Source organism: Amycolatopsis sp. NPDC088138 (assembly GCF_044741685.1).
GTDB lineage: Bacteria > Actinomycetota > Actinomycetes > Mycobacteriales > Pseudonocardiaceae > Amycolatopsis.
Genome location: NZ_JBIUTB010000008.1, coordinates 536327 through 557512, shown reverse-complemented (window position 1 = coordinate 557512; position 21186 = coordinate 536327). Strand labels below are relative to the sequence as shown.

16 protein-coding genes are annotated in these 21186 nt (G+C 72.1%); 8 read left to right on the top strand and 8 right to left on the bottom strand.

Features of this window, described 5'->3' with window-relative positions; all coding sequences use genetic code 11:
- Nucleotides 1-131 precede the first annotated feature (131 nt).
- Together ACIOD2_RS43265 and ACIOD2_RS43260 are read right to left on the bottom strand one after the other, a co-directional pair.
- Entirely contained in the window at nt 132-377 is a 246-nt protein-coding gene (locus ACIOD2_RS43265; protein WP_400551265.1) for an ATP F0F1 synthase subunit C, read from the bottom strand.
- 257 nt (nt 378-634) lie between these two features.
- Entirely contained in the window at nt 635-1051 is a 417-nt protein-coding gene (locus ACIOD2_RS43260; protein ID WP_400551264.1) for a pyridoxamine 5'-phosphate oxidase family protein, read from the bottom strand.
- Between the two features lie 82 nt (nt 1052-1133).
- Here ACIOD2_RS43260 and ACIOD2_RS43255 point away from each other — a divergent pair, with 82 nt between their 5' ends.
- The 6 genes from ACIOD2_RS43255 to ACIOD2_RS43230 all read left to right on the top strand — a co-directional run bounded on the left by ACIOD2_RS43255 (nt 1134) and on the right by ACIOD2_RS43230 (nt 7854).
- On the top strand, nt 1134-2051 hold the full coding sequence (locus ACIOD2_RS43255) for an AraC family transcriptional regulator (protein WP_400551262.1): 918 nt from the start codon (nt 1134-1136) through the stop codon (nt 2049-2051).
- A gap of 123 nt (nt 2052-2174) precedes the next feature.
- Nucleotides 2175-2837, top strand: a complete 663-nt coding sequence (gene ribB, locus ACIOD2_RS43250; protein ID WP_400551261.1) for a 3,4-dihydroxy-2-butanone-4-phosphate synthase — start codon at nt 2175-2177, stop codon at nt 2835-2837.
- Nucleotides 2837-3502 (top strand): HAD family hydrolase, encoded by a 666-nt coding sequence (locus ACIOD2_RS43245; RefSeq protein ID WP_400551259.1) that lies wholly within the window; start codon nt 2837-2839, stop codon nt 3500-3502. The genes ribB and ACIOD2_RS43245 overlap by 1 nt, the downstream gene beginning before the upstream one ends.
- A 384-nt stretch (nt 3503-3886) precedes the next feature.
- The gene (locus ACIOD2_RS43240; protein ID WP_400551257.1) at nt 3887-4591 is read left to right on the top strand and encodes a TetR/AcrR family transcriptional regulator; all 705 of its coding nucleotides are present in this window, start codon (nt 3887-3889) and stop codon (nt 4589-4591) included.
- A gap of 9 nt (nt 4592-4600) precedes the next feature.
- Nucleotides 4601-5743, top strand: a complete 1143-nt coding sequence (locus tag ACIOD2_RS43235) for an FAD-dependent oxidoreductase (protein WP_400551255.1) — start codon at nt 4601-4603, stop codon at nt 5741-5743.
- A 158-nt stretch (nt 5744-5901) separates the two neighbouring features.
- Entirely contained in the window at nt 5902-7854 is a 1953-nt protein-coding gene (locus ACIOD2_RS43230) for a DNA/RNA non-specific endonuclease (RefSeq protein ID WP_400551253.1), read from the top strand.
- 67 nt (nt 7855-7921) lie between these two features.
- Here the strand turns inward: ACIOD2_RS43230 and ACIOD2_RS43225 are convergent, their stop codons facing one another.
- The 4 genes from ACIOD2_RS43225 to ACIOD2_RS43210 form a co-directional block, all read right to left on the bottom strand.
- The gene (locus ACIOD2_RS43225) at nt 7922-10288 is read right to left on the bottom strand and encodes a hypothetical protein (RefSeq protein ID WP_400551251.1); all 2367 of its coding nucleotides are present in this window, start codon (nt 10286-10288) and stop codon (nt 7922-7924) included.
- Between the two features lie 352 nt (nt 10289-10640).
- Nucleotides 10641-12398 (bottom strand): SGNH/GDSL hydrolase family protein, encoded by a 1758-nt coding sequence (locus ACIOD2_RS43220; RefSeq protein WP_400551249.1) that lies wholly within the window; start codon nt 12396-12398, stop codon nt 10641-10643.
- A 13-nt stretch (nt 12399-12411) separates the two neighbouring features.
- A complete protein-coding gene (locus ACIOD2_RS43215) occupies nt 12412-15609 on the bottom strand; it encodes a family 78 glycoside hydrolase catalytic domain (protein WP_400551248.1) in 3198 nt (1065 codons plus the stop codon).
- 94 nt (nt 15610-15703) lie between these two features.
- Complete coding sequence (locus ACIOD2_RS43210) at nt 15704-16375, bottom strand: GntR family transcriptional regulator (protein ID WP_400551246.1); 672 nt, start codon at nt 16373-16375, stop codon at nt 15704-15706.
- A 66-nt stretch (nt 16376-16441) separates the two neighbouring features.
- On the opposite strand from ACIOD2_RS43210, the gene ACIOD2_RS43205 reads away from it, so the two are divergent.
- The gene (locus ACIOD2_RS43205) at nt 16442-17233 is read left to right on the top strand and encodes an alpha/beta fold hydrolase (protein ID WP_400551244.1); all 792 of its coding nucleotides are present in this window, start codon (nt 16442-16444) and stop codon (nt 17231-17233) included.
- A 621-nt stretch (nt 17234-17854) separates the two neighbouring features.
- On the opposite strand, the gene ACIOD2_RS43200 is transcribed toward ACIOD2_RS43205, so the two are convergent.
- A complete protein-coding gene (locus ACIOD2_RS43200) occupies nt 17855-18715 on the bottom strand; it encodes a phosphatase PAP2 family protein (protein ID WP_400551243.1) in 861 nt (286 codons plus the stop codon).
- Between the two features lie 156 nt (nt 18716-18871).
- Between ACIOD2_RS43200 and ACIOD2_RS43195 the strand changes: the two genes are divergently transcribed.
- Entirely contained in the window at nt 18872-19690 is an 819-nt protein-coding gene (locus ACIOD2_RS43195; RefSeq protein ID WP_400551241.1) for an IclR family transcriptional regulator, read from the top strand.
- 24 nt (nt 19691-19714) lie between these two features.
- Here ACIOD2_RS43195 and ACIOD2_RS43190 read toward each other — a convergent pair whose 3' ends face one another.
- Nucleotides 19715-21184 carry a dihydroorotase family protein gene (locus ACIOD2_RS43190; RefSeq protein ID WP_400551239.1) on the bottom strand — a complete coding sequence of 490 codons (1470 nt, stop codon included), beginning with the start codon at nt 21182-21184 and terminating at the stop codon, nt 19715-19717.
- Nucleotides 21185-21186 lie beyond the last annotated feature (2 nt).

Here is a 21186-nt window from a genome sequence, read left to right as displayed (position 1 = left end):
CCCGCGCGGGGCGGGCGGCCCCGGCCCCCCCCGCTGCCATTACCCCACCCCCCGGCCCCCCCCCCCCCGCCGCCGGGGCCCCCCCCCGCGGGGGGGGGGGGGCCCCCCGCCCCCCCCCCACGCCGGCGGATTCACTTGGTGGACGCGATGAAATAGACGACGATGCCGATCAGCGCGAGCACCTCGGACAGCACGAAGGTGGAGTAACCGAGCGCCTGCAGTTTCCCCTTCGCTTCCGGCTGCCGGGCGGTGCCATTGATGACCGCGGCGAAGATCAGCCCCACGCCGATTCCCGGGCCGATCGCCCCCAGCCCGTAGCCGATGGCGGCGAGGCCGGGGTTGATGTTGACAGTCTGGGCCAGAACAGCGTCGTTCATGGACATTCCCCTTCACATCGGTCCACGCGCACGCTCGCGTGGAGCAGCGGCTTCGTGTGTCACAACGGACATGCGACGGAGCAGGGCAGAACTGTTCGACGGCGCCGGAATCGGCGGTTGTCGCGGAGGTAGCTGATCTCGCCGGGCAGTGTTCTCGAAAGCACGGGGCTCTCGAAAGCATGAGAAACGTCGGGCCGAGAATTCAAGGGCCGATTGTTTCGGCCACCCCCAGCATATCACTGAAGGGAACCGGGCGGTCAGAACACGTAGCGGTGCACCGTTTCCGGGTGGAGGACGAGGCGCACCTGGTCCTCCGCCAGGATCCCGGCGAGGTCGGCGGCCCGGTCCGCGTCGGTGAGGTCCCAGTAACGAGCCGCGAGGCGGCGGCTCAGGTCGTGCGCTCCGCCGGGTTCCACCGTGATGCGACCGGCGGCCGACACCCAGCGCTCCCGCTCCCCCACCGGCGCGGCGACGACGATCGACGCGCGGGGATCCCGGCTCAGGCGCCGCACCTTGAGGGAATCGGGGGGTGTGAACAGCTGGATCGTGCCCTCCGCGGTGGCCTCGAACCACACCGGGCGCGGCGGGGCCCCGGCCACGGACAGGAATCCGTGCAGCGGGCGCCGGAGGAACTCGAGGTCGTCGGCCGTCAAGGAACTGGTGTCAGTGCTCATGCCATCCGATTCAACGGGCCGGGCTCGGACGAGTCCATAGGTGAATGGCCGGTTCGCATGTCCATTCGTCTAACCTGGCCGGGTGGACGTGTTCGGTGACCTGTTCCGCGGTGTACGCGCGCACGGCTCGTTGTTCGGCAGCTCGGCCCTGTCCCCGCCCTGGGCCCTGCACTTCGTGGACGGCGCGCCGCTGACCCTGTGCACCGTGCTCGGCGGGGCGGGCTGGATCGTGCCGGAGCACGGCCCGCCCGAGCCGCTGCGCGAGCGCGACACGATCGTCGTGCGCGGCCCCGGGACGTTCACCTTCGTCGACGAGGTCGGCACCCGGGCCGAGCCGGTCGCCTGCGGCGTGCACTGCGCGGCACCGGAGGAAGGCGGCACGCGGCACCGTCGCGGCTGGGCCGACGGCGGCGGGACGGCGACCCTGGTCACCGGCGCCTACCCGGTGCGCGGGGAGATCAGCCGCCGGCTGCTGGACGCGCTGCCGGTCGTGCTGCGCGTGGAGGCCGGCGGCACGGGTGACGCGGTGCTGGACCACCTCGCCGCCGAGGCCGCCGCCGACACGCCGGGCCAGCAGGTGGTGCTCGACCGGCTGCTGGACTGGATGCTGGTCTGCACGCTGCGCGAGTGGTTCGACCGCCCCGGCGGCGAGCCACCGGCCTGGTGGGCCGCCCAGCGCGACCCGGTGATCGGCCACGCGTTGCGCCTGCTGCACGCCGAGCCGGCGGCCCCGTGGACGGTCGCGGCGCTGGCCGGCCGTACCGGCGTGTCCCGCTCGACGCTGGCCAAGCGCTTCGCCGACCTGGTCGGCGAGCCGCCGCTGACCTACCTCACCCGCTGGCGGATGACCCTCGCGGCGGACCTGCTCCGGGAGCGGGACGCGGCGACGGTCGCGGACATCGCCCGCGAGGTCGGCTACGCGGACCCGTTCGGCTTCAGCGCGGCGTTCAAACGGGTCCGCGGCACCAACCCGAGCGAGTTCCGGCACCAGCGGGCCTGAGCCACCGTCCACAGGAGACGGTCCGTCACCGCTTCGGGTTACCGGGGCGGGTTCGAGGTGCGGTGCGGCAGCCGCGTGTCGATCATGAATCGGCCGTCTACCGCCGCTCCGGAAGGACAGGTCATGGATCTCGCTGTTCCCGAACAGGTCCGCCGCGACAGAACGGCCAGCCTGGACACCGTGCGGGCGGCGTTGCCGGACCTCGGGGCCGGCCGGCCGGTGATCGTCGTCGACGACGAGGACCGCGAGAACGAAGGCGACCTGATCATGGCCGCCGAGCACGCCACCCCGCGGGCGCTCGCCTTCTTCATGCGCCACACCAGCGGCCTGATCTGCGCGCCGATGGCCCCCGAGGTCACCGACCGGCTGCACCTCCCGCCGATGGTCCAAGCCAGCGAAGATCCCGCCGAGACGGCCTACACGGTGTCGGTGGACGCCGCGGCCGGCATCGAGTCCGGCATCTCCGCCGCCGACCGCGCCTGCACGCTCCGGCTGCTCGCGGACCCGGCCACCACCCCCGGCCTGCTGTGCCGGCCGGGCCACGTCTTCCCGCTGCGCGCCCGGGCCGGCGGCCTCGCCGAGCGGCGCGGCCACACCGAAGCGGCCGTCGAGCTGATGCGCCTGTGCGGTCTCGCGCCCGTCGCCGTGATCAGCGAGGTGTGCAACGACGACGGCAGTGTCGCCCGGCTGCCCCAGCTGCGCACCCTCGCCGACCAGCACTGGCTGAAGGTCGTGTCGATCGAGCAGATCGCCGCGTACGTGCCGCAGACCGCCGTGGCCCGCTGATGCTCGCGGCCACCGTGTTCGACCTGGACGAGACCCTGGCCGACAGCGCGGCGACGTGGACCCGGGTGATCGGCGCCGTCGCGGCCCGCCACGGCCACGGCTGGACCGCGGCCGACTGGGCGGCGATCCAGGGCACCGGCACCGGCCACTGGGCGGCCTACCTCGCGCGGCGCTGCCCGGGCCTCACCCCGGCGTCGGCCGTGGCCGAGTGCGTCGAGGGCATGGTCGACGCGCTGGCCCGGGGCGGGTTCGGGCTGCTGCCAGGGGCCGCGGACCTGGTCGCCACGGCGGCCGCGGCGGGACCGGTCGCGCTGGTCTCGGCCTCCCCCGCCCGCTACGTCCTGGCCGCGGTGGCGGCGTCCGGCCTGCGGTTCGCCGCGATCGTGACCGGTGACGACGTCACCCGCGGCAAGCCCGCGCCGGACCCGTACCTGCTCGCCGCGCGCCGCCTGGGCGTGTCCCCGGACCGGTGCCTCGCGGTCGAGGACTCCGGTTCCGGGATCCGCTCGGCGCACGCGGCCGGGATGACCGTGCTGGCCATCCCCAACCAGGCGACCGCCCGCGACCACGAGGTGCTCGGGCTGGCCGCCCACCACGCCGCCGACGCGCTCATCGCCACCAAGACGCTGACTTCGCTGCCCTACCTGCACCGGCCATGGACGTGATCACGCCGGAACGAGGCGCCGTACGGCAGCGTTCCGGTGGGGACGGCGGACCGGAACGTCCCGGCGGGTAGTTCCACGACGAGCAGCCGGCCGGAGGTTCTCGTCGGGGTTCGCACCGGGCCGGGCGACTTGTCTTCGCCGGCTTGCCGATGACCGCGTCGAGCAGCTCGAGGCGGTCCGGGTCGCGCAGGCCCACCGCGACCAGCCTGGTGGCCGCCGCCGCGATGAGCGCGCTCGAACGTCGCGCCATGCGGCCTTTCCCCGATCGGCCAAGCGAATGCTGCGCCGCCACCGCGCCCGCTGTCGACCGGGGGCCGCTTCGACAACACCCGTAACCTGCACCGACCATGGTCGTAACGACCATGGTCGTGCTACGGTGGGTGCATGCCCCCGGTTGACGAAGCCCCCGAAGAACCCCGCAGCCGCCGTGAGCGGCCGGCGAAAGCCGCGCTCACCCGGCAGGGGATCATCGACACCGCCCTCGGCGTCCTGCGGGACGAGGGCCTGGAGAAGGTGACGATGCGGCGGGTCGCCGCCGCGCTCGACTCGGGGCACGCGTCGCTCTACGTCTACGTGCGCAACACCGAGGACCTGCACGCGCAGATCCTCGACGTGCTCCTGGGCGAGATCAATCCGACGACCGCGGGCCCCGGCACCTGGCGTGACCGGGTGAAGGCCCTGCTGAACAGCTACGGGCAGCTGCTGTTCCGCTACCCGGGGATCGCCCGGATGGCGATGTCCACCCAGCCCAGCGGCCCGCACTACCTGGCGTTGGTCGACACCGTGCTGGCCCTGCTCCGCGAAGGCGGGGCGAGCGACCGGGCCGCGGCCTGGGGCGTCGACCTGCTCCTGCTCTACCCCACCGCGGTCGCCGTCGAGCACAGCGGCCCGAAAGCCTCCGAGAAGAAGACCGAAGCGCTGTCCGCCCTGGCCACGCAGATCACCACGGTGGACGCGCAGCGGTATCCGCACATCGCCCCGCTCGCCGCCGCGCTCGTCTCCGGCACCGGTGCCTCCCGCGGCAACTGGGCCCTCGACGTCCTGCTCGACGGCATCCTCACCGCCGGCCCGCCGCCGGCCGACCACTAAGGACCTCCCATGACTTCACCTTCCGTCACGATCGCCGGGGCGGGCCTGTCCGGCCTCGTCCTCGCCCGCATCCTCCAGAACCACGGGGTTTCCGCCACCGTCCACGAACTGGACGTCTCGGCCGGCGTGCGCCGCCAGGGCGGCTCCCTCGACATCCACGAGGAAACCGGCCAGCTCGCCCTGCGCGAAGCCGGCCTCTACGACGAGTTCCGCCGCCACACGCACCCGCAGGGTGAGCACGTGCGCGTCCTCGACAAGAACGCGCACGTCCACGTCGACACCGGGCCCGAGGGCGGCGAAGGCGGCCGCCCGGAGATCGACCGGACGGCGCTGCGCACCCTGCTGCTCGACTCGCTCGACCCCGGCCGGATCGTCTGGGACCACAAGGTCACCGCGGTCCGCGCGCTCGGCGGGGGCCGGCACGAGCTCACCTTCCGCGACGGCGGCACGACCGAGACCGACCTCCTGGTCGGCGCGGACGGCACCTGGTCGAAGGTGCGCCCGCTGCTGTCGGCCGCGACCCCGGAGTACTGCGGGGTCACCCACCTCGAGCTCCTCGTGCCGGACGCCACGACGCGGCACCCGGAGCTGGCCGAGCTCGTCGGCCCCGGCATGGTCTTCGCCCTCTCCGACAACAAGGGCTTCCTGGGCCACGGCGGTGACAGTCTCGAACTCGGCGCTTCCCTCCGCGTCCCGGAGGACTGGCTGGACTCCGCCGGCGTCGACTGGGCCGACCCCGGCGCGGCGCGCGAAGCCCTGCTCCGGGAGTTCGCCGACTGGGCACCCGCGTTCCACGAGCTCATCCGCTCCAGCTCGGACACGATCACCCCGCGCCGGATCTTCGGCCTGCCGGCCGGGCACCGCTGGGCGCGGGTCCCGGGCGTCACGCTCGTCGGCGACGCCGCGCACGTGATGTCGCCCTACGCCGGGGAAGGCGCGAACCTCGCGCTGATCGACGGGGCCGACCTGGCGCGCGCCATCCTGCAGCACCCGGACGACCTCGAGACCGCGCTGGCGCAGTACGAAACCGCGATGTTCCCGCGCGCCGAAAACGCGTCACTCGAGTCCGCCCAGGGATTGGCATCCTGTTTCACTCCGACCGCGCCTGCGGAGATCGCCGGGTTCTTCTCCCAGATGGCGGCCCATTCTTGATCACCGGCAGGTAGTGCGTGAGCAATTCACGATAACGGCTCGGAAAGGATTTCCGCCGACACGCACACCACCCTGTAACACGCCTCCGGAGGCTGCGACTAACGCACTGTTTCCGGCCGATCGCCCGAATCGTCCGGAACGCCTCCGGGGAGGGCATCGTGAACGTCACGACCTACGGACCATCGGACCAGCAGGACGCCGCCGCCAAACGGGCCGACGACCGCATCGACACCAGACGGGCCAAGATCGCGGTGCTGCGCGAGCCCGGCGGCCTGGCCAAGGCCGACGAGCCGGGCCGCGTGGCCACGCGGATCGACCGCCTCGGCCGCTACTACCCCGACGTCCGGCCGGTCAGCCCGGCGGCGATCGCGGCGGGTGATCCCGCGGCCATGCGGGCGGCGAACGCGATCCTGGAACGGATCATCGTCACCGACGACCTGCTCGGCGTGGGGTACCTCGAAGGCGGGGTCACCGCCGCGAGCGCGGTCGGCCGGGTGGGCATCCGGGACGCCCGCGGCCGGCTCGCCGGCTACGGCACCGGATCCCTGGTGTCGCCCGAACTGCTGCTCACCAACCACCACGTGCTGCCGAACGCCGAGGTCGCCGGGTTCAGCACCATCGAGTTCAACTACCAGGACGGCGTCGACGGCCTGCCGGTGCCGGTGCGGGCCTTCAAGCTGGATCCGGACCGGTTCTTCGTCGCCGACCCCGAACTGGACTTCGCGCTCGTGGCGGTCAAGGCCGACGCGGCCGGCCTGGGTCCGTTCGGCCACAACCGCCTCATCGGCGCCGAGGGCAAGGCGATCGTCGGCGACTTCGTCACCATCATCCAGCACCCGCAGGGCGAAAAGAAGAAGATCGCGCTGCGGGAGAACCGGGTCGTGGACGTCCTCGACCTCTTCCTGCACTACGAAACCGACACCGAACCCGGGTCGTCGGGCTCACCGGTGTTCAACGACCAGTGGGAGATCGTGGCGCTGCACCACGCCAGCGTCCCGGCGGACGGGCACGCCGAGTTCGGCGATTACCTGAACGAGGGAATCCGGGTGAGCAAACTGCTGGAGTTCCTGCGGGGACAGCAGTTCTCCCCCGAGCGCCAGGTGCTCGTCGACCGGCTTTCCACTGTACCCGAGCGTGCTTCCCGGCCCGCGGCGGACAGCCCGGCCGCGGCGCCGCAGCCGCTCACGATGCCGTTCGACATCCGGCTCCGCGCCGAGGCGGTCCCGGTCGCACGGGCGGCGGAGAGCATCCGGATCGACCCGGACTACTCGAACCGCGAGGGGTACGACCCGGACTTCCTGCCCGGGCACCGGGTGCCGCTGCCCACGCTGCCGGACGCGCTCGTCCCGCTGGCCGCGACCAACCGGCAGGCGACCGGCGAACCGCGTTACGTGCTGCCCTACCACCACTTCAGCGTCGTGCTGAACAAGAACCGCGGCCTGGCCTTCTTCACCGCGGTCAACATCGACGGCGGCACGAGCCGGCCGTTGCGCCGCGAAGCGGATCACTGGTCCCTCGACCCGCGGGTCGGGACGAGCGAGCAGATCGGCGAGGAGATCTACCGGGACAACCCGCTCGACCGCGGTCACCTGGTGCGCCGCCTCGACCCGGCGTGGGGCACGACGGCCGCGATCGCCCAGCTCGGCAACGACGACACCTTCCACTTCACGAACTGCTCCCCGCAGCACAAGGACTTCAACCAGAACCGGACCACGTGGGCCGGGCTCGAGGACTACGTCCTGAAGAACGCGGACAAGGAGAACATCAAGGTCACCGTCGTCACCGGCCCGGTGCTGGCCGAGGACGACGACCGCTACCGCGGGGTCCAGCTCCCCCGCCAGTTCTGGAAGGTCGTGGCGACCGTGCACGACGCCGGCCGGCTGTCCGCGACGGCGTACCTGCTGAGCCAGGAGGAGCTCATCCGCGGCCTGGAGTTCGCGCCCGCCGAGTTCGACTACGGCGCCTACCGCACCTACCAGGTTCCGGTGCGCCGCATCGAAAAGCTGACCGGTCTCTCCTTCGGCGACCTCACCACGGCCGACCCGCTGGCCGGCCTGGAGTCGACGTCCGAGGCGACGGAGATCCGGAGCCTGGACGACATCCTCCTCTGACCACCCCGTCCTCTGAGCACCCCGCCCCGTGGTGGACGAGCCACCACGGGGCGGGGAGTTCAGCCTGTTACAGGGCGCACAGCAGCGAGCACGCCTTGGCCGAAGACCAGTCCGTGTACGTCGGCGGGGTCGACGGCGGGACGTTCACCGGCAGATAGCCCGCCTTCGCGCGGTTGGTGATCGGGAACAGGCTCAGCAGGGCGTACGTCGAGCAGTACACCTGCTTCGACGCCCCGGCCGCCAGCGTGAACGGACCCGTCTGGCACGACGGCTCCACGCTGTCCACGACCTGGCCGTCGGTGATGCCGACCGGGCCCTGGTTCGTCACCGTGATCCGCCAGTACGCGGTCGCGTTCAGCAGGCCCAGCAGCCCGACCGGCGCCTGTTTCGCCCACGGTCCCACGCCACCCGGACCACACTTCGCCACGGTCGCGGACGTGCAGATCTCCTTCTGCACCACCACCGTCGGCGTGCAGCCCGCGCCCGGCGCGACCGGGAGCGTCACCGTGTTGGAGGTGAACGCGCCCGTCGTGTCGGTGCCGGTGGCCGTGTTCGCCACCGACGTCACCGCGCAGTCCGCGGCGATCGTCGTGCGGAAGCACAGCTGCGGCGCGTCACCGGCGTAGTCGACGACCAGCTGCGGCTGGTTGCCGCCGCCGAAGTCGCCCGTGCCGTTGAGCACCAGCGACGTCGTCACGGTGATCGACGGGTGCGCGGCGGCCGAGACGCCGCTCAGGTCGACCGAGCCGTCCGGGGCGAACCCGGGGGTCGGGACGACGGTGCCGCCCTGGTCGATCACCGTCACCCGCGACGCGGCGAAGTTCACGTTGGCCGGGGTGATGCCGGTCAGCCGCGCGGCCGTGTAACCCTGGACGTGACCGGTACCGCCGTCGCAGTAGAAGTCACCGGGCTTCAGCGTCACCTGCCCGCCGGACCGGACACACGGCGAGGTGCCGGTCGCCGGGTCCATCGAGAACAGCACACCCGCGTCGCCGAGGCCGATGAGGCAGCCGGTCGGCGGGTCGTAGGTGTAGCCGTAGTCCCGCGTGGTGCCCCCGTTGACGTTCGGGTGCGTGATCGGGCCGGGCAGGCCCGCGCACGCGACGCCGGTCGTCCAGTCGTGGCACAGGGCCGCCCCGGCGATCCCGCCGTTCCAGAGTCCGAAGTAGCTGCGCAGGTGCCCGGCCGGGTCGGTGACGACCTCCGGGTTGAAGACCCACACCCCGGCCGCCAGCGCGGCCGCGACCGGCGGCGCCGGGAGGGGCGAGCCGTCGAGCGCGAAGCAGGTGGTGACCTCCGGGTTGCCGCTCGTCGTCGAGCACGCGCCCACCGGGGCACCCGCCGTGCTGAAGTAGGTGTAGGCGTTGTAGGTGTAGTTCCCGGCCGGGCCGGTGAACTTCGGGGTCGCCCAGCCGGTGCAGGCCGTCGCCGTCGCGGGGTCGAAGCAGCCCAGAGCGGGCCGGCCGACGCCGGGGACGGAGGACGACGCGAACACCTTGCCCGCCACGACGGTCAGCGAGCCGTAGACGTGGGTGTTGACGGCGCCCGGCTGGTTGTTGCTGGGCGGCACGATCGGCGCGTACGGCTGGCCGCCGCAGGCGCTCTTCGTGGCGATGGTCCAGCAGACCACGGCGCCGGTGCTCACGACGCCGTACAGGTTACCGCCGCTTTCGACGAGGCCCGCGATGCTGTTGACCTGCGTCGGGGAGCCGGCGGCGGTCAGCGGCCAGTACCCGCAGTTCGCGGCGGCGGCCAGGTCGAGGCAGCCGACCCCGACGGACGCGGCGGTGATGGCCGGGTAGTAGACCTGCGCGGGCGCGGCCGGGTTCCGGACGTACTGCGGGGTCAGCGTGCTGGCGATGTCGCCGGTGTCACCGGTGCCCAGCGGACCGGGCGTGGTGTTGAGCGGCTTCGGCCACGGACCGCCCGGGCAGCGCTGGCCGGTGCCGACGTCGGTGCACACGAGTTTCCGGGTGGGCGCGACGAGGTGGTGGTAGATGTTCCATGCCTGCAGCGTGCCGTCGGGGGTGCGGTTCAGCAGCGGGGTGAAGCCGTCGCCGCCGGTCGCCGTCGTGACCGCCTGGATGGGCGGGGTGAGCGTGCCGGACAGCGAGGTCGCGTCGGGCCCGGAGCGCGGGTTCGTCGCGCGGACGGCGGTGACGCCGGAGGCGGGTTCGGTCCCGGCGAAGGTGCTGCCGTCGGTGGACCACGACGGCGTCCAGCCGGGCGGCGCGTGCAGCGACCCGGACTGGTAGGACTGGCCCGCGCCGACGGCGTCGGTGATGGCCGCGGCGCCGGTCGCGCTCGCCTGGTCGTCGTAGCCGACGACCCAGTTCGCGGTGGCGCCGTGGGCGGCCGGGGAACCGGTGCCCTGCACGGACTTCACCAGGCCCGAGACCGGGGCCAGGGGCGCGGGGTCGGCCGATGCCGGCATCGGGAAAGCGGCGGCCACGAGCACGAGCGGTAAACCCGCCACTCCCCAGCGGCGTACACGCATGCGTCTTCGCATGAAGGGCCCTCGATTCTTTTCCGGAAAAGGATTTTCCCCCGACCGAAGGAGAATCGTATGCCGCGGCGAGAACCCGTTGAAGCGCTGTCACCCGGGCGCCGAAAGGTGCGACGCCAACGGCGCAGTTCGTTACCACCGCGAAATGAGCAACTTTCATTCCGGCAATGAGCGTTTTCCGACGACGTCACCTAATAGCACGCATGCCGTCACTCGTTCGAGTTAACGCTTTCCATGATCCGCTGCGTTCTTTCCGCAATCACTTCCGCAAAACGGACATTCACAGCGCGCCGAGGGGCACTGCCGCCGCCATCGCGCGGTACCCCGCGTCGCCGGGGTGCAGGTGATCACCCGAGTCGTACGCGGCGAGCATCGCCTCCGGGTCCGCCGGGTCGCGGACGGCGGCGTCGAAGTCGACCCAGCCGTCGAACACCCCGGTGCTCGTGCGGATGAAGGTGTTCACCTGGTCGCGGGCGGCGAGGTGCGCGTCGTTGCTGCAGCCGCAGCCCTTGATCGGCGTGAGCGTGCCCGCCAGCACCCGGATGTGGGCGGCGTGCAGTTCGGCGGCGATCTCCTTCAGCCCGGCGATGACGTCGTCGGCGCTCGCGTCGCTGTTGATGTCGTTGATGCCCTCGAGCACGATCGCGGTGCGCGCCCCGGTCTGGCTGATCAGGTCGTGGTTCAGCCGGGCCAGCCCGCTCACGCCGGCCGTGCGGCCGTCGGGGAAACCGCTGAACGCGTCCTGCAGGATCCGGTTGCCCGCGATGCCCTCGTCGACCACCCCGGGCACCGCGGCCTGTCCACTGGTGAGGAGGCGCTGGGCGAGGAAGTTCGGCCAGCGGCTGTTGGTGTTCGGGGTCGACGAATAGCCGTCGGTGATCGAATCGCCGAAGGCCACGACGGAACCGGCCGTGTCCGCGTCGGCCACGTCGATTCCACTGAGGATGGTCCAGAACCCGAAGGTGCCCGCCGACGGGAAGTCGCCGACGTCGGCCGTGTGGTCGCCGGTGCCGTCGGCGGTGGTGTACATGTCCTGCAACCCGATGCTGTGCGCGGGCGCGTTGGTCACGGTCCCCTTCAGGTACAGGCTCACCAGCAGGTCCGCGTCGGCCGGCACCGCGAACGGCAGCGGGTCGCTGACGGCCTGGCCGCCCGCGGGCAACCCGGCTTCCGGCTGCCCGCCGAAGGTCAGGGTGACCGGCGTGCTCACCGGCGTCGCCCCCGCCTGCCGCACCGCGACGGTGGCGTGGCCGACGACCAGCGGCCCGGGGTCGTAGGCGTTGTCGAGCCGGACGCGCACCTGGGCGCCGCCGCGGCTGGTGTGCTCGACCATCCGCAGGGTGCGCTCGGTCCACGGCCCGGCGTCGAGGCCGTCGTCCGTCGCCGCGGCCCACGTCCCGGCCCAGGGGCCCGGGGCGGGCCGGGTGCCGAGGGCGAACACGTGCAGAGCCGCGCCGTTGGTGATCACGGGCAGCGTGACGGCGGTGGCCGGGACGCCCGGGTCGAGCGGGATCGAAACGGTGTAGAGCTTGGCGGAGAACGGGTTCGGCCCGCTTGGGGTGTTCCAGCGCGGGAACGATACGGTCATCCGGTCGCCCGGCCCGAAGTACCAGTCGGGTGCGCCGAGCTGGAAGGTCCGGACGTGCCCGTCGGCGTACTCGATCGTCCCGCTCCCGGTGGACGCCGTGCCCGTGCTCGTCACCAGGAACGACAGCGCCGCACCGGAAAAGGACCCCTCGATCCGCTGGCCGTCGGCGACGACGTTGTCCCGGGTGCCGGGCGCGTAGGCGGGAAACTGCAGCGGTGCGCCGTCGACGGTGACCGTGCGCCCGGGATCCCAGCCCGCGGCGGCCAGGTCTTCGGCGATGAGGCTGTGCCCGCTCCCGTCGAGATCGGCCGCGGCCGGCTGGGCAGCGGTGCTGACGCCGACGTTGTCGAAGGCGGCGGCCAGGTTCGGGTAGCTGACGGCCGCGTCGGCCGCACCGGCCGGAGTGACGAGACCGGCGACCACCAAGGCGGCCAAGAGAATGCGCTTCACGGAGGACTCCCAGTCAGTCGCAGTGGCGGGCGGTGAACGTCCAGGTGCCGGAGCCCACGGAGAACCGGTTCGTGCCGGACAGCCGCGATGCGCCCTTCGGCGCCGTCACGCCCGTGCCCGGAACGGTCACCGTGGCCGTCGTGTTGGCGGGCACCGTGACCGTCAGGTCCAGGCGGCACCCGGACTGCGTCCACGCCGACGAAACCGGGCCGCGGACCGTGTCGATCGACGCCGACACGTGGCCGAGCCCGGCCGGAACCTGCGGTGTGAAGGCAATCGCGGAGTACCCGGGCGCGGCCGGGGTGATCCCGGCGAACTGCGTGTACAGCGCGGCGTTGACACCGGCGAACATGGCGTGGTCGTGGGTTTCCATGCCGGACTCGTACGTCCACTCCTCCCACGGGGTGGTCGCGCCGCGGCCGATCTCGTACCCGAATCCCGGATAGGTCTTCTGGTCGAGCACGGTCAGCGCGACGTCGATCCGGCCGGCCTTGGCCAGCGCCTCGGGCAGGTAGCGGGTGCCGAAGATGCCGGTGTCGAGGTGGCCGCCGTTCTTCGCCAGGATCGTGTCGGCGAGCTGCGCGCCGACGGCCGCGACCTTGTCCGGCGGCACGATGCCGAAGGCCAGCGGGAGGATGCTGGTCGTCTGGCGGCCGTCGCCGTAGGTGGTGCCGGCCGCGTTGAGGAAGTGCGTGTTGAACGCGTCGGCGATCGACGTCGCCAGCCCGGCGAAGTGGGCCGCGTCGGCGGTGTTCCCCAGGGCCCGCGCGGCTTTCGCGACGTCGCCGGCCTGCCGGAACGACAGGGCCGTGTTGACGACGGACCGCTCACTGAAGCAGTCGCCCGCCGACGGGTTTCCCTGGCCCCCGTTGGCGTTCGGGCCGCGGTCGGGCGGGCACCAGTCGCCGAAGCCGCGGTCGTCCGGCCAGATGCGGCCGGGGTAGGCTGCCGCGTTGGTGTCCACGAACGCCTTCATCTTCGGGTAGGCCGCGGCGAGGCGCGCGAGGTCGCCGTACTGCTCGTAGAGCGACCAGGCGAGGTCGACCGATCCCCCGCCCATGTCCGGCAGCTGGGCGTTGCCCGCGTCGCTGGGCAGCGCCGTGCCGGGCGGCAGGTCGAGCAGGTACTTGCCGTAGAAGCCGTCCATGCCGAAGTCGAGGACGGACGCGTCGTGGTAGGCCTGCACGTCCATGCCCGGCGGCGTCCGCTCGTCGCGGACGGGGTTGTCGGTCGGCAGGCTCATCGAGTTGTTCAGCACGGCGCGCCGGTTGTTCGCCCAGATCGTGTTCAGCAGCGGATCGGACGTCTCGACGTGGCCGGTCGCGGCGACGTCGGCGTGCGCGACCCGGCCGGCGACACTGCCGAGGTCCGGTGTGCCCGGGAAGCCGGTCAGCTCGAGGTAGCGGAAGCCGTGGTAGGTGAACCGCGGCTCGTAGACCTGTGTCCCCGCAGCCGGTCCGAGGGTGTAGGAGTCGGTGGACGCGGCGTTGCGGTTGGTGGTGGTGTCGAGCGTCCCGTCGGTCGTGAGTTCCTCCGCCGTGCGCATCCGGACGGTCGTCCCGGCCGGCCCGGCGACGCGGAGCTGCGCCCAGCCCGCGAAGTTCTGCCCGAAGTCGTAGACGTAGACGCCGGGGCGAGGCTGCTTCACCGACACCGCGCGCAAGGTCTGCACCACGCGGACCGGCGGCGCGGTGGTCGCGGTCAGAGTGGGGCTGGGCGCCGGGACCGTGCGCACCGGGTGCCAGGACGCGTCGTCGAAGCCCGGCCGGTCCCAGCCGTCCTGCTGCAGGCGCGCGTCGTAGCTCTCCCCCGCGTACAGGTCGTTGGCCGTCACCGGGCCGTCGGACCACCGCCACGTGTCGTCGGTGGTGACGGTCCGGGTCGTCCCGTCGGTGAAGGTGACGGCGAGCGCGAGGATCCCCTGTTTCGGGCCGGTCCAGCGGAAGCCGTACTGGCTGAACCGCGGGCCGTACCCGTTGCCCAGCCACAGGCCCACCGCGTTGTGTCCGATGTGGACCTGGCTTGTGACGTCGAAGGAGTCGTAGAGGTTCCGTTGGTCGTACGGCGTGCTCGCGGGCGAGAGGACCTGGTCGCCGGTCTTCTCGCCGTTGAGCCGCAGCTCGTAGAACCCGAGGCCGTAGACGTACGCCCGTGCCGACGCGACCTTCTTGTCCAGGACGAATTCGTGGCGCAGCAACGGCGCGTCCGGCGACTGGGCCAGCAGGACCGGGTCACCCTGCGGTTCCAGCTGCCCGTCGGTGACGGTGACGCCGGGGAAGCGCGGGTCCGGTGTGGACGAGAAGTCGTCGGAAAACAGTGGTGTGCCGTCAAGAGCGTGCACGGCGACGTTGTCGTAGCGGGCGACCTCGGCCGTGCCCTGGCTGACCGACGTCCGGAACCCGAGCGTTCCGGTGGTCACCCCGCCGACGGAACGGGAGTCGACCTGCGTGCCGTCGATCGACGTGACGACGGTGTCACCGTGGGCTTCGAGGCGCAGGTGGTGCGGCAGGCCCACGGTGGCCGGGGTGATGACGGCGCTCAGGTCGACCTCGCCGAGGAGCGAGAAGGCGCCGTGGCTCTTCACGTGGGGCCGCAGCAGGACCTTGCCCGGTGTCGTGGCCGCGTTCACCTGCCACATCAGGAAGTCGTCGGGGTCCGCGGCGCGGAAGAGGACGCTCGCGGCGGCGGCCTTGATCGTGAAGTCCAGGTCCAGGTCGAAGTCCTGCCACGTGTACGCGCTGCCCGCGTCCGGGCTGATCCAGCTCGCGCCCGCCCAGTCCGACGGCCCGCTCTCCCACCACGCGGACGCGGCCGTGCTCGGCGCGCCGCCACGGACGTCCCAGACCTGCACGGTCCAGTAGGTCCGCTTCCCCGCGGTGGCCGGGCCGCGGTAGGGCACGGCGACCGAGTCCCCGCTCGCGACCTTCCCGCTGTCCCAGACGTCGGCCCGGTTCGCGGCAAGGAGACCGGGACTGCCGGCGACGAGGATCCGGTACGCCGCCTGCCGGGTGTCGGACCGGCCGGAGCGCAGCTTCCAGCTCAGCGACGGCGTCCCGGACGTGGCGAGCGGGTTGACAACGTTGTCGACGCGCAGGTCGTAGGCCTCGATGCTCGCGTCGCGGTGCCCCGCGAGGGCGGCCGTGTCCGTGAACAACGTCGCCAGCAAGGCGCAGAGGAGAGCGAGCAGAACGCGTGCGGGACGACCGGACATGGGTGCTCCACTCGCTGGACAGGCAGTGTTTTTCCGACTTGAAACGTTTCAAGTCATCTTATCACCGCGACTGTGACGCACACAACAGTCCGGCTCAGTGGCCGAGCAGGCGGGCGCTCTCCTCGGCTCGCCGAAGCGCGGTCAACAACGCGGCCCGCCCGGTGTGGTCGATGTCCTCGGTCAAGGCGTCCGTTGCGGCCTCCCCGCCCAGCCGCAGCTTCTCGACCAGCTCGCGATGCACGGCCGCCAGGCTCGCGGCGTCGAAGTCCGGCCGGACGAACGTGAGCAGCAGCCGCACCTCGTCCTCGCAGCGGCGGTAGCTGTCGAGCACGTGCTGGTTGCCGGCGGCCGCGACGATCGCCCGGTGGATCGCGCTGTGCACCCCGGTCAGCTCCCGCCACGACGGCTTCGGCGTCCGCTCGGCCAGCGCCTCGAGACGTTCCACCTCGGCGAGCACCGGCCCGAGGTCCGCGCCGGCCGCCAGCGCCATGCGCAGCGCGCCGAGCTCCAGCACCTTGCGGTAGTCGAAGACCTCGTCGATCCGTGCCTTGCTCAGCGGCGCGACGACCGCGCCGCGATGCCGTTCGTGCACCACCAGGCCGCGTTCGACCAGCAGCCGCAGCGCCGAGCGGATCGTGTGCCTGCCGACGTCGAAGCGTTCCGCCAGGTCCTCTTCGCGGAAGCGGGTGCCGACCGGGTGCGCGCCGTCGAGCAGCTCGGCGCGGATCGCCGCGGCGATCCGCTCGGGCGCGGCCTGCGCAGCCATGGCTCCCCTTCGCAGATTGTGTCACAATGTACGGCAGATTGTTGCACGAAGCAGTGAGGGGCGCTCATGGAGATCGACGGGGTCCGGGTGCACGGCGAGTCCGGCCCGCCGGTGCTGCTCCTGCCCGGAGGCGCCGAGTCCTGCGACGGCTTCTTCCCCGGGCTGGTCGAAGGCCTCACCCCCACCGCGCGCGCGATCGTGCACGACCGCCCGGGCACCGGCACGTCCACTGTGGACGGTTCACTGGCAGGCGCCGCGGCCCACCTGAGCGCGCTCGTCGACCGCCTGGGCCGCGGCCCGGTCGTCGTGGTCGGGCAGAGCCTCGGCGGTGCGGTGGGAGTGCTGCTCGCCCGCGACCACCCCGAGCAGGTCGCGGGCCTGGTCCTGCTCGACCCGACCCCGATCAACGACGCCCGCACGTGCGCGAGCCTGGAACGCATGACGGTCGCGCTCGGCAGGCTGGCGTCCGTGCCCGGGCTGCGCCGCCCGTTCGCCGCGGCCTTCCGCGCCGCCGCGCTGCGCAGCGGTCGGCGGCAAGAGTTACGGCCCGACTGCGCGGCCGCGCTCGCACGCACCGCCGAACTCGACATCCCGACGCTGGCCCGTTCGGTCCGCGGCATCACCGACCTCGCCCGCGGCCTGCGGGAGACGGATCTCCCCCGGCTCTCGGCCGTGGTGGTGACGGCCGACCGCAAACCGGGCCACGCGGTACGGCGCGCCCACGACCGGCTCGCGACCGCGTTCGGCGCGTCCATCGTGAGCTGGCCGGGCGCGACGCACAGCGTGCACCTCGACCACCCCGACGAGGTCCTCACCACCGTGCGCGAGCTGGTCGCTCGCGTGGGTTCGGCGACCTGAACCACGGTCCTGGCCGCGTTCGGCGCCCCACCGCCGCGCGCGACCCACAGCGCACGAACTGCTCACCCGCGCCAGGTCCGCAACCTGAACCGCAGTCCCGGCCACATCCCGCGCCCCACCACCGACCGGCCGCACGCCACCACAGCACGAACTCGCCATCCGCGTCAGTTCGCGACCTGAACCGCGATCCTGACCGCATCCCGCGCCCCACCGCCACGCACGACCCACAGCGCTCGAGCTGCTCACCCGCGCCAGGTCCGCAACCTGAACCGCAGTCCCGGCCACATCCCACGCCCCACCGCCACGCACGACCCACAGCGCACGAACACCCATCCTCGCCCGATCCGCAACCTGAACCGCAGTCCCGGCCACATCCCACGCCCCACCGCCGCGCGACCCACAGCGCACGAACACTCATCCCCGCCGGATCCGCGACTGCGGCCCCGACCGCGTCCGGCGCCCCCGCCGTCCACCGGCCGCGCCGCGCTAGCTGCTCACCCGCGTCAGTTCCGAGACCCGAACCGCGGTCCTGACCGCATCCGGCGCCCTGCCATCAACCGGCCGCGCGCGACCCACGGCGCGCGAACACCCATCCCCAATCGGATCCGCGACCCGAGACCTTCAGGCGATCTCCAGCCGCCGCCACGTCCCCAGGAAGACCAGCGCCGCGGCCACCGAGAACGCCGAGGCGAGCGAACTCGCGGCCAGGTAGACGACCCAGGTGTTGTCGCTCAGCGTCGCGTCCAGGCCCTCCTGCGACAGGGTGGCCACGATCAGGAACCCGCCCAGGGCCAGGAACACTAGCCCGGTCAGCGCGGCGAAGGTCACGACCAGCACCCGCGGGATCTTGCGCGGGCCCTCGTACCGGCGCACGACGCCCCGGCGTGCGAGCCACCACGACGCCAGGCAGGCGAGCCCGAGGGCGATCGCGTCCGCGGCGACGGTGTCGGAGAGGCGGTGCCACTTCGCCGTCACCGTGTACGCGCCGATGCCGACCGCCCAGAACAGCACGAAGAACATCGTCACGCCGCGCCAGCGGTACGGGACCACGAGCAGGGCGGCGAACAGCACCGTCATCGCGATCGTGGTGTGCCCGCTGGGAAAGCTGTTGCCCGCGTAGTGGCCGGTGAGCGGCACGAGTGACGGCCGCGGCAGCACCCACCGCTTGAGCACCTGCGTCACGACCTGCCCGGCGACGATCACGCCCACCGCCGCGACGGCCAGGTCCGGGCGGCGGCGCAACAGGCCGACCAATGCGACCAGCACGACGGCCACGCCCAGGGAGTACACGGTGATCCGCGACAGGCTCTGGTCGGCCACGTCCTGGTCGCGAGCGGCGGCCTGGTCGGCCCCGCGCAGAGCCGCGTTCTCCAGCTCCTGCCCGGACACCGTCCAGACCGCGAGCACGTAGACCAGCACCAGGACGGCGAGACAGGCGACGGCGACGATCAGCCAGCGGCGAGCCGGGACTCCGGGCAGCAAGACACCTCCAGCGACGACGTCGCCCTTACTCTAAATGGCGTAACGACTCGTCGCCAGCCGCGTATCGCTGACCGGAACGATTTCCCCGGACAGTGTTATAGTCCCAGGGAAATCGTTCCTTCCAGCGAAACAATCCGGAATCAGGGGACCTCCAGCTTGGCCGTCAACAGTACCGCCGGGCGCAAGCCCGCCGCCCCGTCGGAGAACGCCGGCACCGAGGCCGCCGCGCGGGTCGCCGACGTGCTGCTGCTCTTCACCGGTGGCCCCCGCTATCTGGGCGTCAGCGCCATCAGCCGGGAGCTCGACCTGTCGAAGGCGGTCGTCTACCGGATCCTGCAGTCGCTCGTCTCGCGCGAGATGCTGGCCGTCGACCCCGGGGTGGCCGGGTACCGGCTCGGCCCCGCGGCCGTCGCGCTCGGGGCGAGCGCGCTGCGGCGGTTCGACGCCCGGATCGCCGCGACCCCCGTGCTGCGGCGGCTGCGGGAGGCGACCGGGGAAACGACCACACTCTCCGGCCTGGTCGGCGACGAACGCGTGTACCTCGACCAGTTCGAGAGCACCCGCGAGATCAAGATGACCGTGGAGCTGGGGCGGCGGTTCCCGCTGCACGCCGGCTCGTCCGGCAAGGTGATCCTCGCGTCCCTTCCCGAGGACCGACGGGAAGCGTTGCTGCACCAGGAACTCCCCGCGCTGACCGAGCACACGATCACCACCGCCGAGCGGCTGCGCGAGGTCCTCGGCGAGGTGGCCCGCGACGGCGTCGCGGTGTCGCTCGGGGAACGCCAGCCCGGCGCGGGGTCCGTCGCCGCTCCCCTGTTCGGGCCGGACGGCGAGGTGCACGGCTCGATCAGCATCTGCGGCCCGCAGTACCGCTTCACCCCGGACGCCGTGAGCCGCTACCGCGACCTCGTGCGCGAGGCCGCGGCGGAGATCCGGCAGAGCTGGGCCTGGCTGCAGGAGTCCGGCGGCCGGTAGGGAACCCCACCGGCCGCCCCCGGGTCACCGGCCGCGCTTGAGGTAGCGGCCCACCGGGTCGCCGGCGATCTTGCCGTCGGCGAACACGTGGTGGCCGCGGACGAACGTGTCGGTCACCTTCGCCGTCATGTCGAAGCCCTCGAACGGCGTGTACTCCTGCGTCGACTCCGACTCCGCCGCGCGCACCGTCCACCGGACGTCCGGGTCGACCAGCGCGAAGTCGGCATCGAAGCCCTCGGCGATCGTGCCCTTCTTGAGCAGGCCATAACGGCGAGCCGGGTTCTGCGACGTCAGCTGCGCGATCCGCTGCAGCGAAAGGCCGCGCTTGGTGCCCTCCCCGACCAGGCCGGGCAGCAGGTACTCGGCGCCGCCGAAGCCGGACTTGGCCAGGAAGACGTCCTCGCGGTCCGCACCGAACTTCAGCTCGTCGCGGCAGCACGCGTGGTCGCTGACGACCCAGTCGACGTCACCGGCGAGCACGTGCCGCCACAGCGCCTCGACGTCGTCACGCTCGCGCAGCGGCGGGTTGACCTTGCCGCCGATGCCCGACGCGGTGTCGACGTCGGCCAGCAGGTGCCCGATCGTCACCTCGCGCCGGAAGTCGATGTGCGGGAACGCCTTCCCCATCGTCAGCGCGGCGGACAGCGCCTTCTCCGACGACAGGTGCAGCAGGTTGATGTTGGGCAGCCCGGTCTCGTGCGCCAGGTAGGAGGCGATAGTGACGGCCAGGCCTTCGGAGTGCGGCGGCCGCGACGCGCTGTAGGCCCGCAGGCCCGACAGGGAACCGTCCTGCTCCACCAGTTTCGTGTAGGCCGTCATGATCTCCGCGGTCTCGCAGTGCAGCGAGAGCGACAGGTGCGGCGCGTACTCGGTCAGCACCTCGCGCGCCTGCTGGACCCCGCGCATCACGAACTCGAAGTGCGCGATGTCGTAGCGCTCGTCCGGCGGGATCATCAGGAAGTCGCTCTGGCTGGTGGAGCGCCCGTGCAGGCCGTGGCTGCCGTAGAACATGAAGATCTTGAACGACGTGACGCCGAATTCCTCGACCAGGTAAGGGATCTCGGAGATGTGCTGCGAGCTCATCGGCGCGAGGTGGAAGGCGTAGTCGACGTAGGCGTTGCCCTCCGACGCGCTGAGCACCTCGGGGAAGAAGTCGCGGTAGCTGCCGCCCCTGTTCAGGTAGTACTGCCCGGTGCGCATGTACGTCAGCGACGTCGTGACGCCGCCTTGGGCGCTCGCGCGGCTTTCGGTGCGGGTGTCGATGGCCAGCTCGTTGTAGATGCCCCAGTGCTGGTGCGCGTCGACCACGCCGGGGAAGGCCAGCAGGCCGCGGCCGTCGACGACGTGAGCGGCGTCGGCCGCGGGCAGGTCCGGCGCCACCCGCGTGATGGTGCCGTCGTTCACGGCGATGTCCAGCAGTTCCGGCTCGGCCCCGTCGGCGTCGTCGGGCCGCACGACCCGGACGTTCTTCACGAGCAGTTCCGTCGTTGCCATTT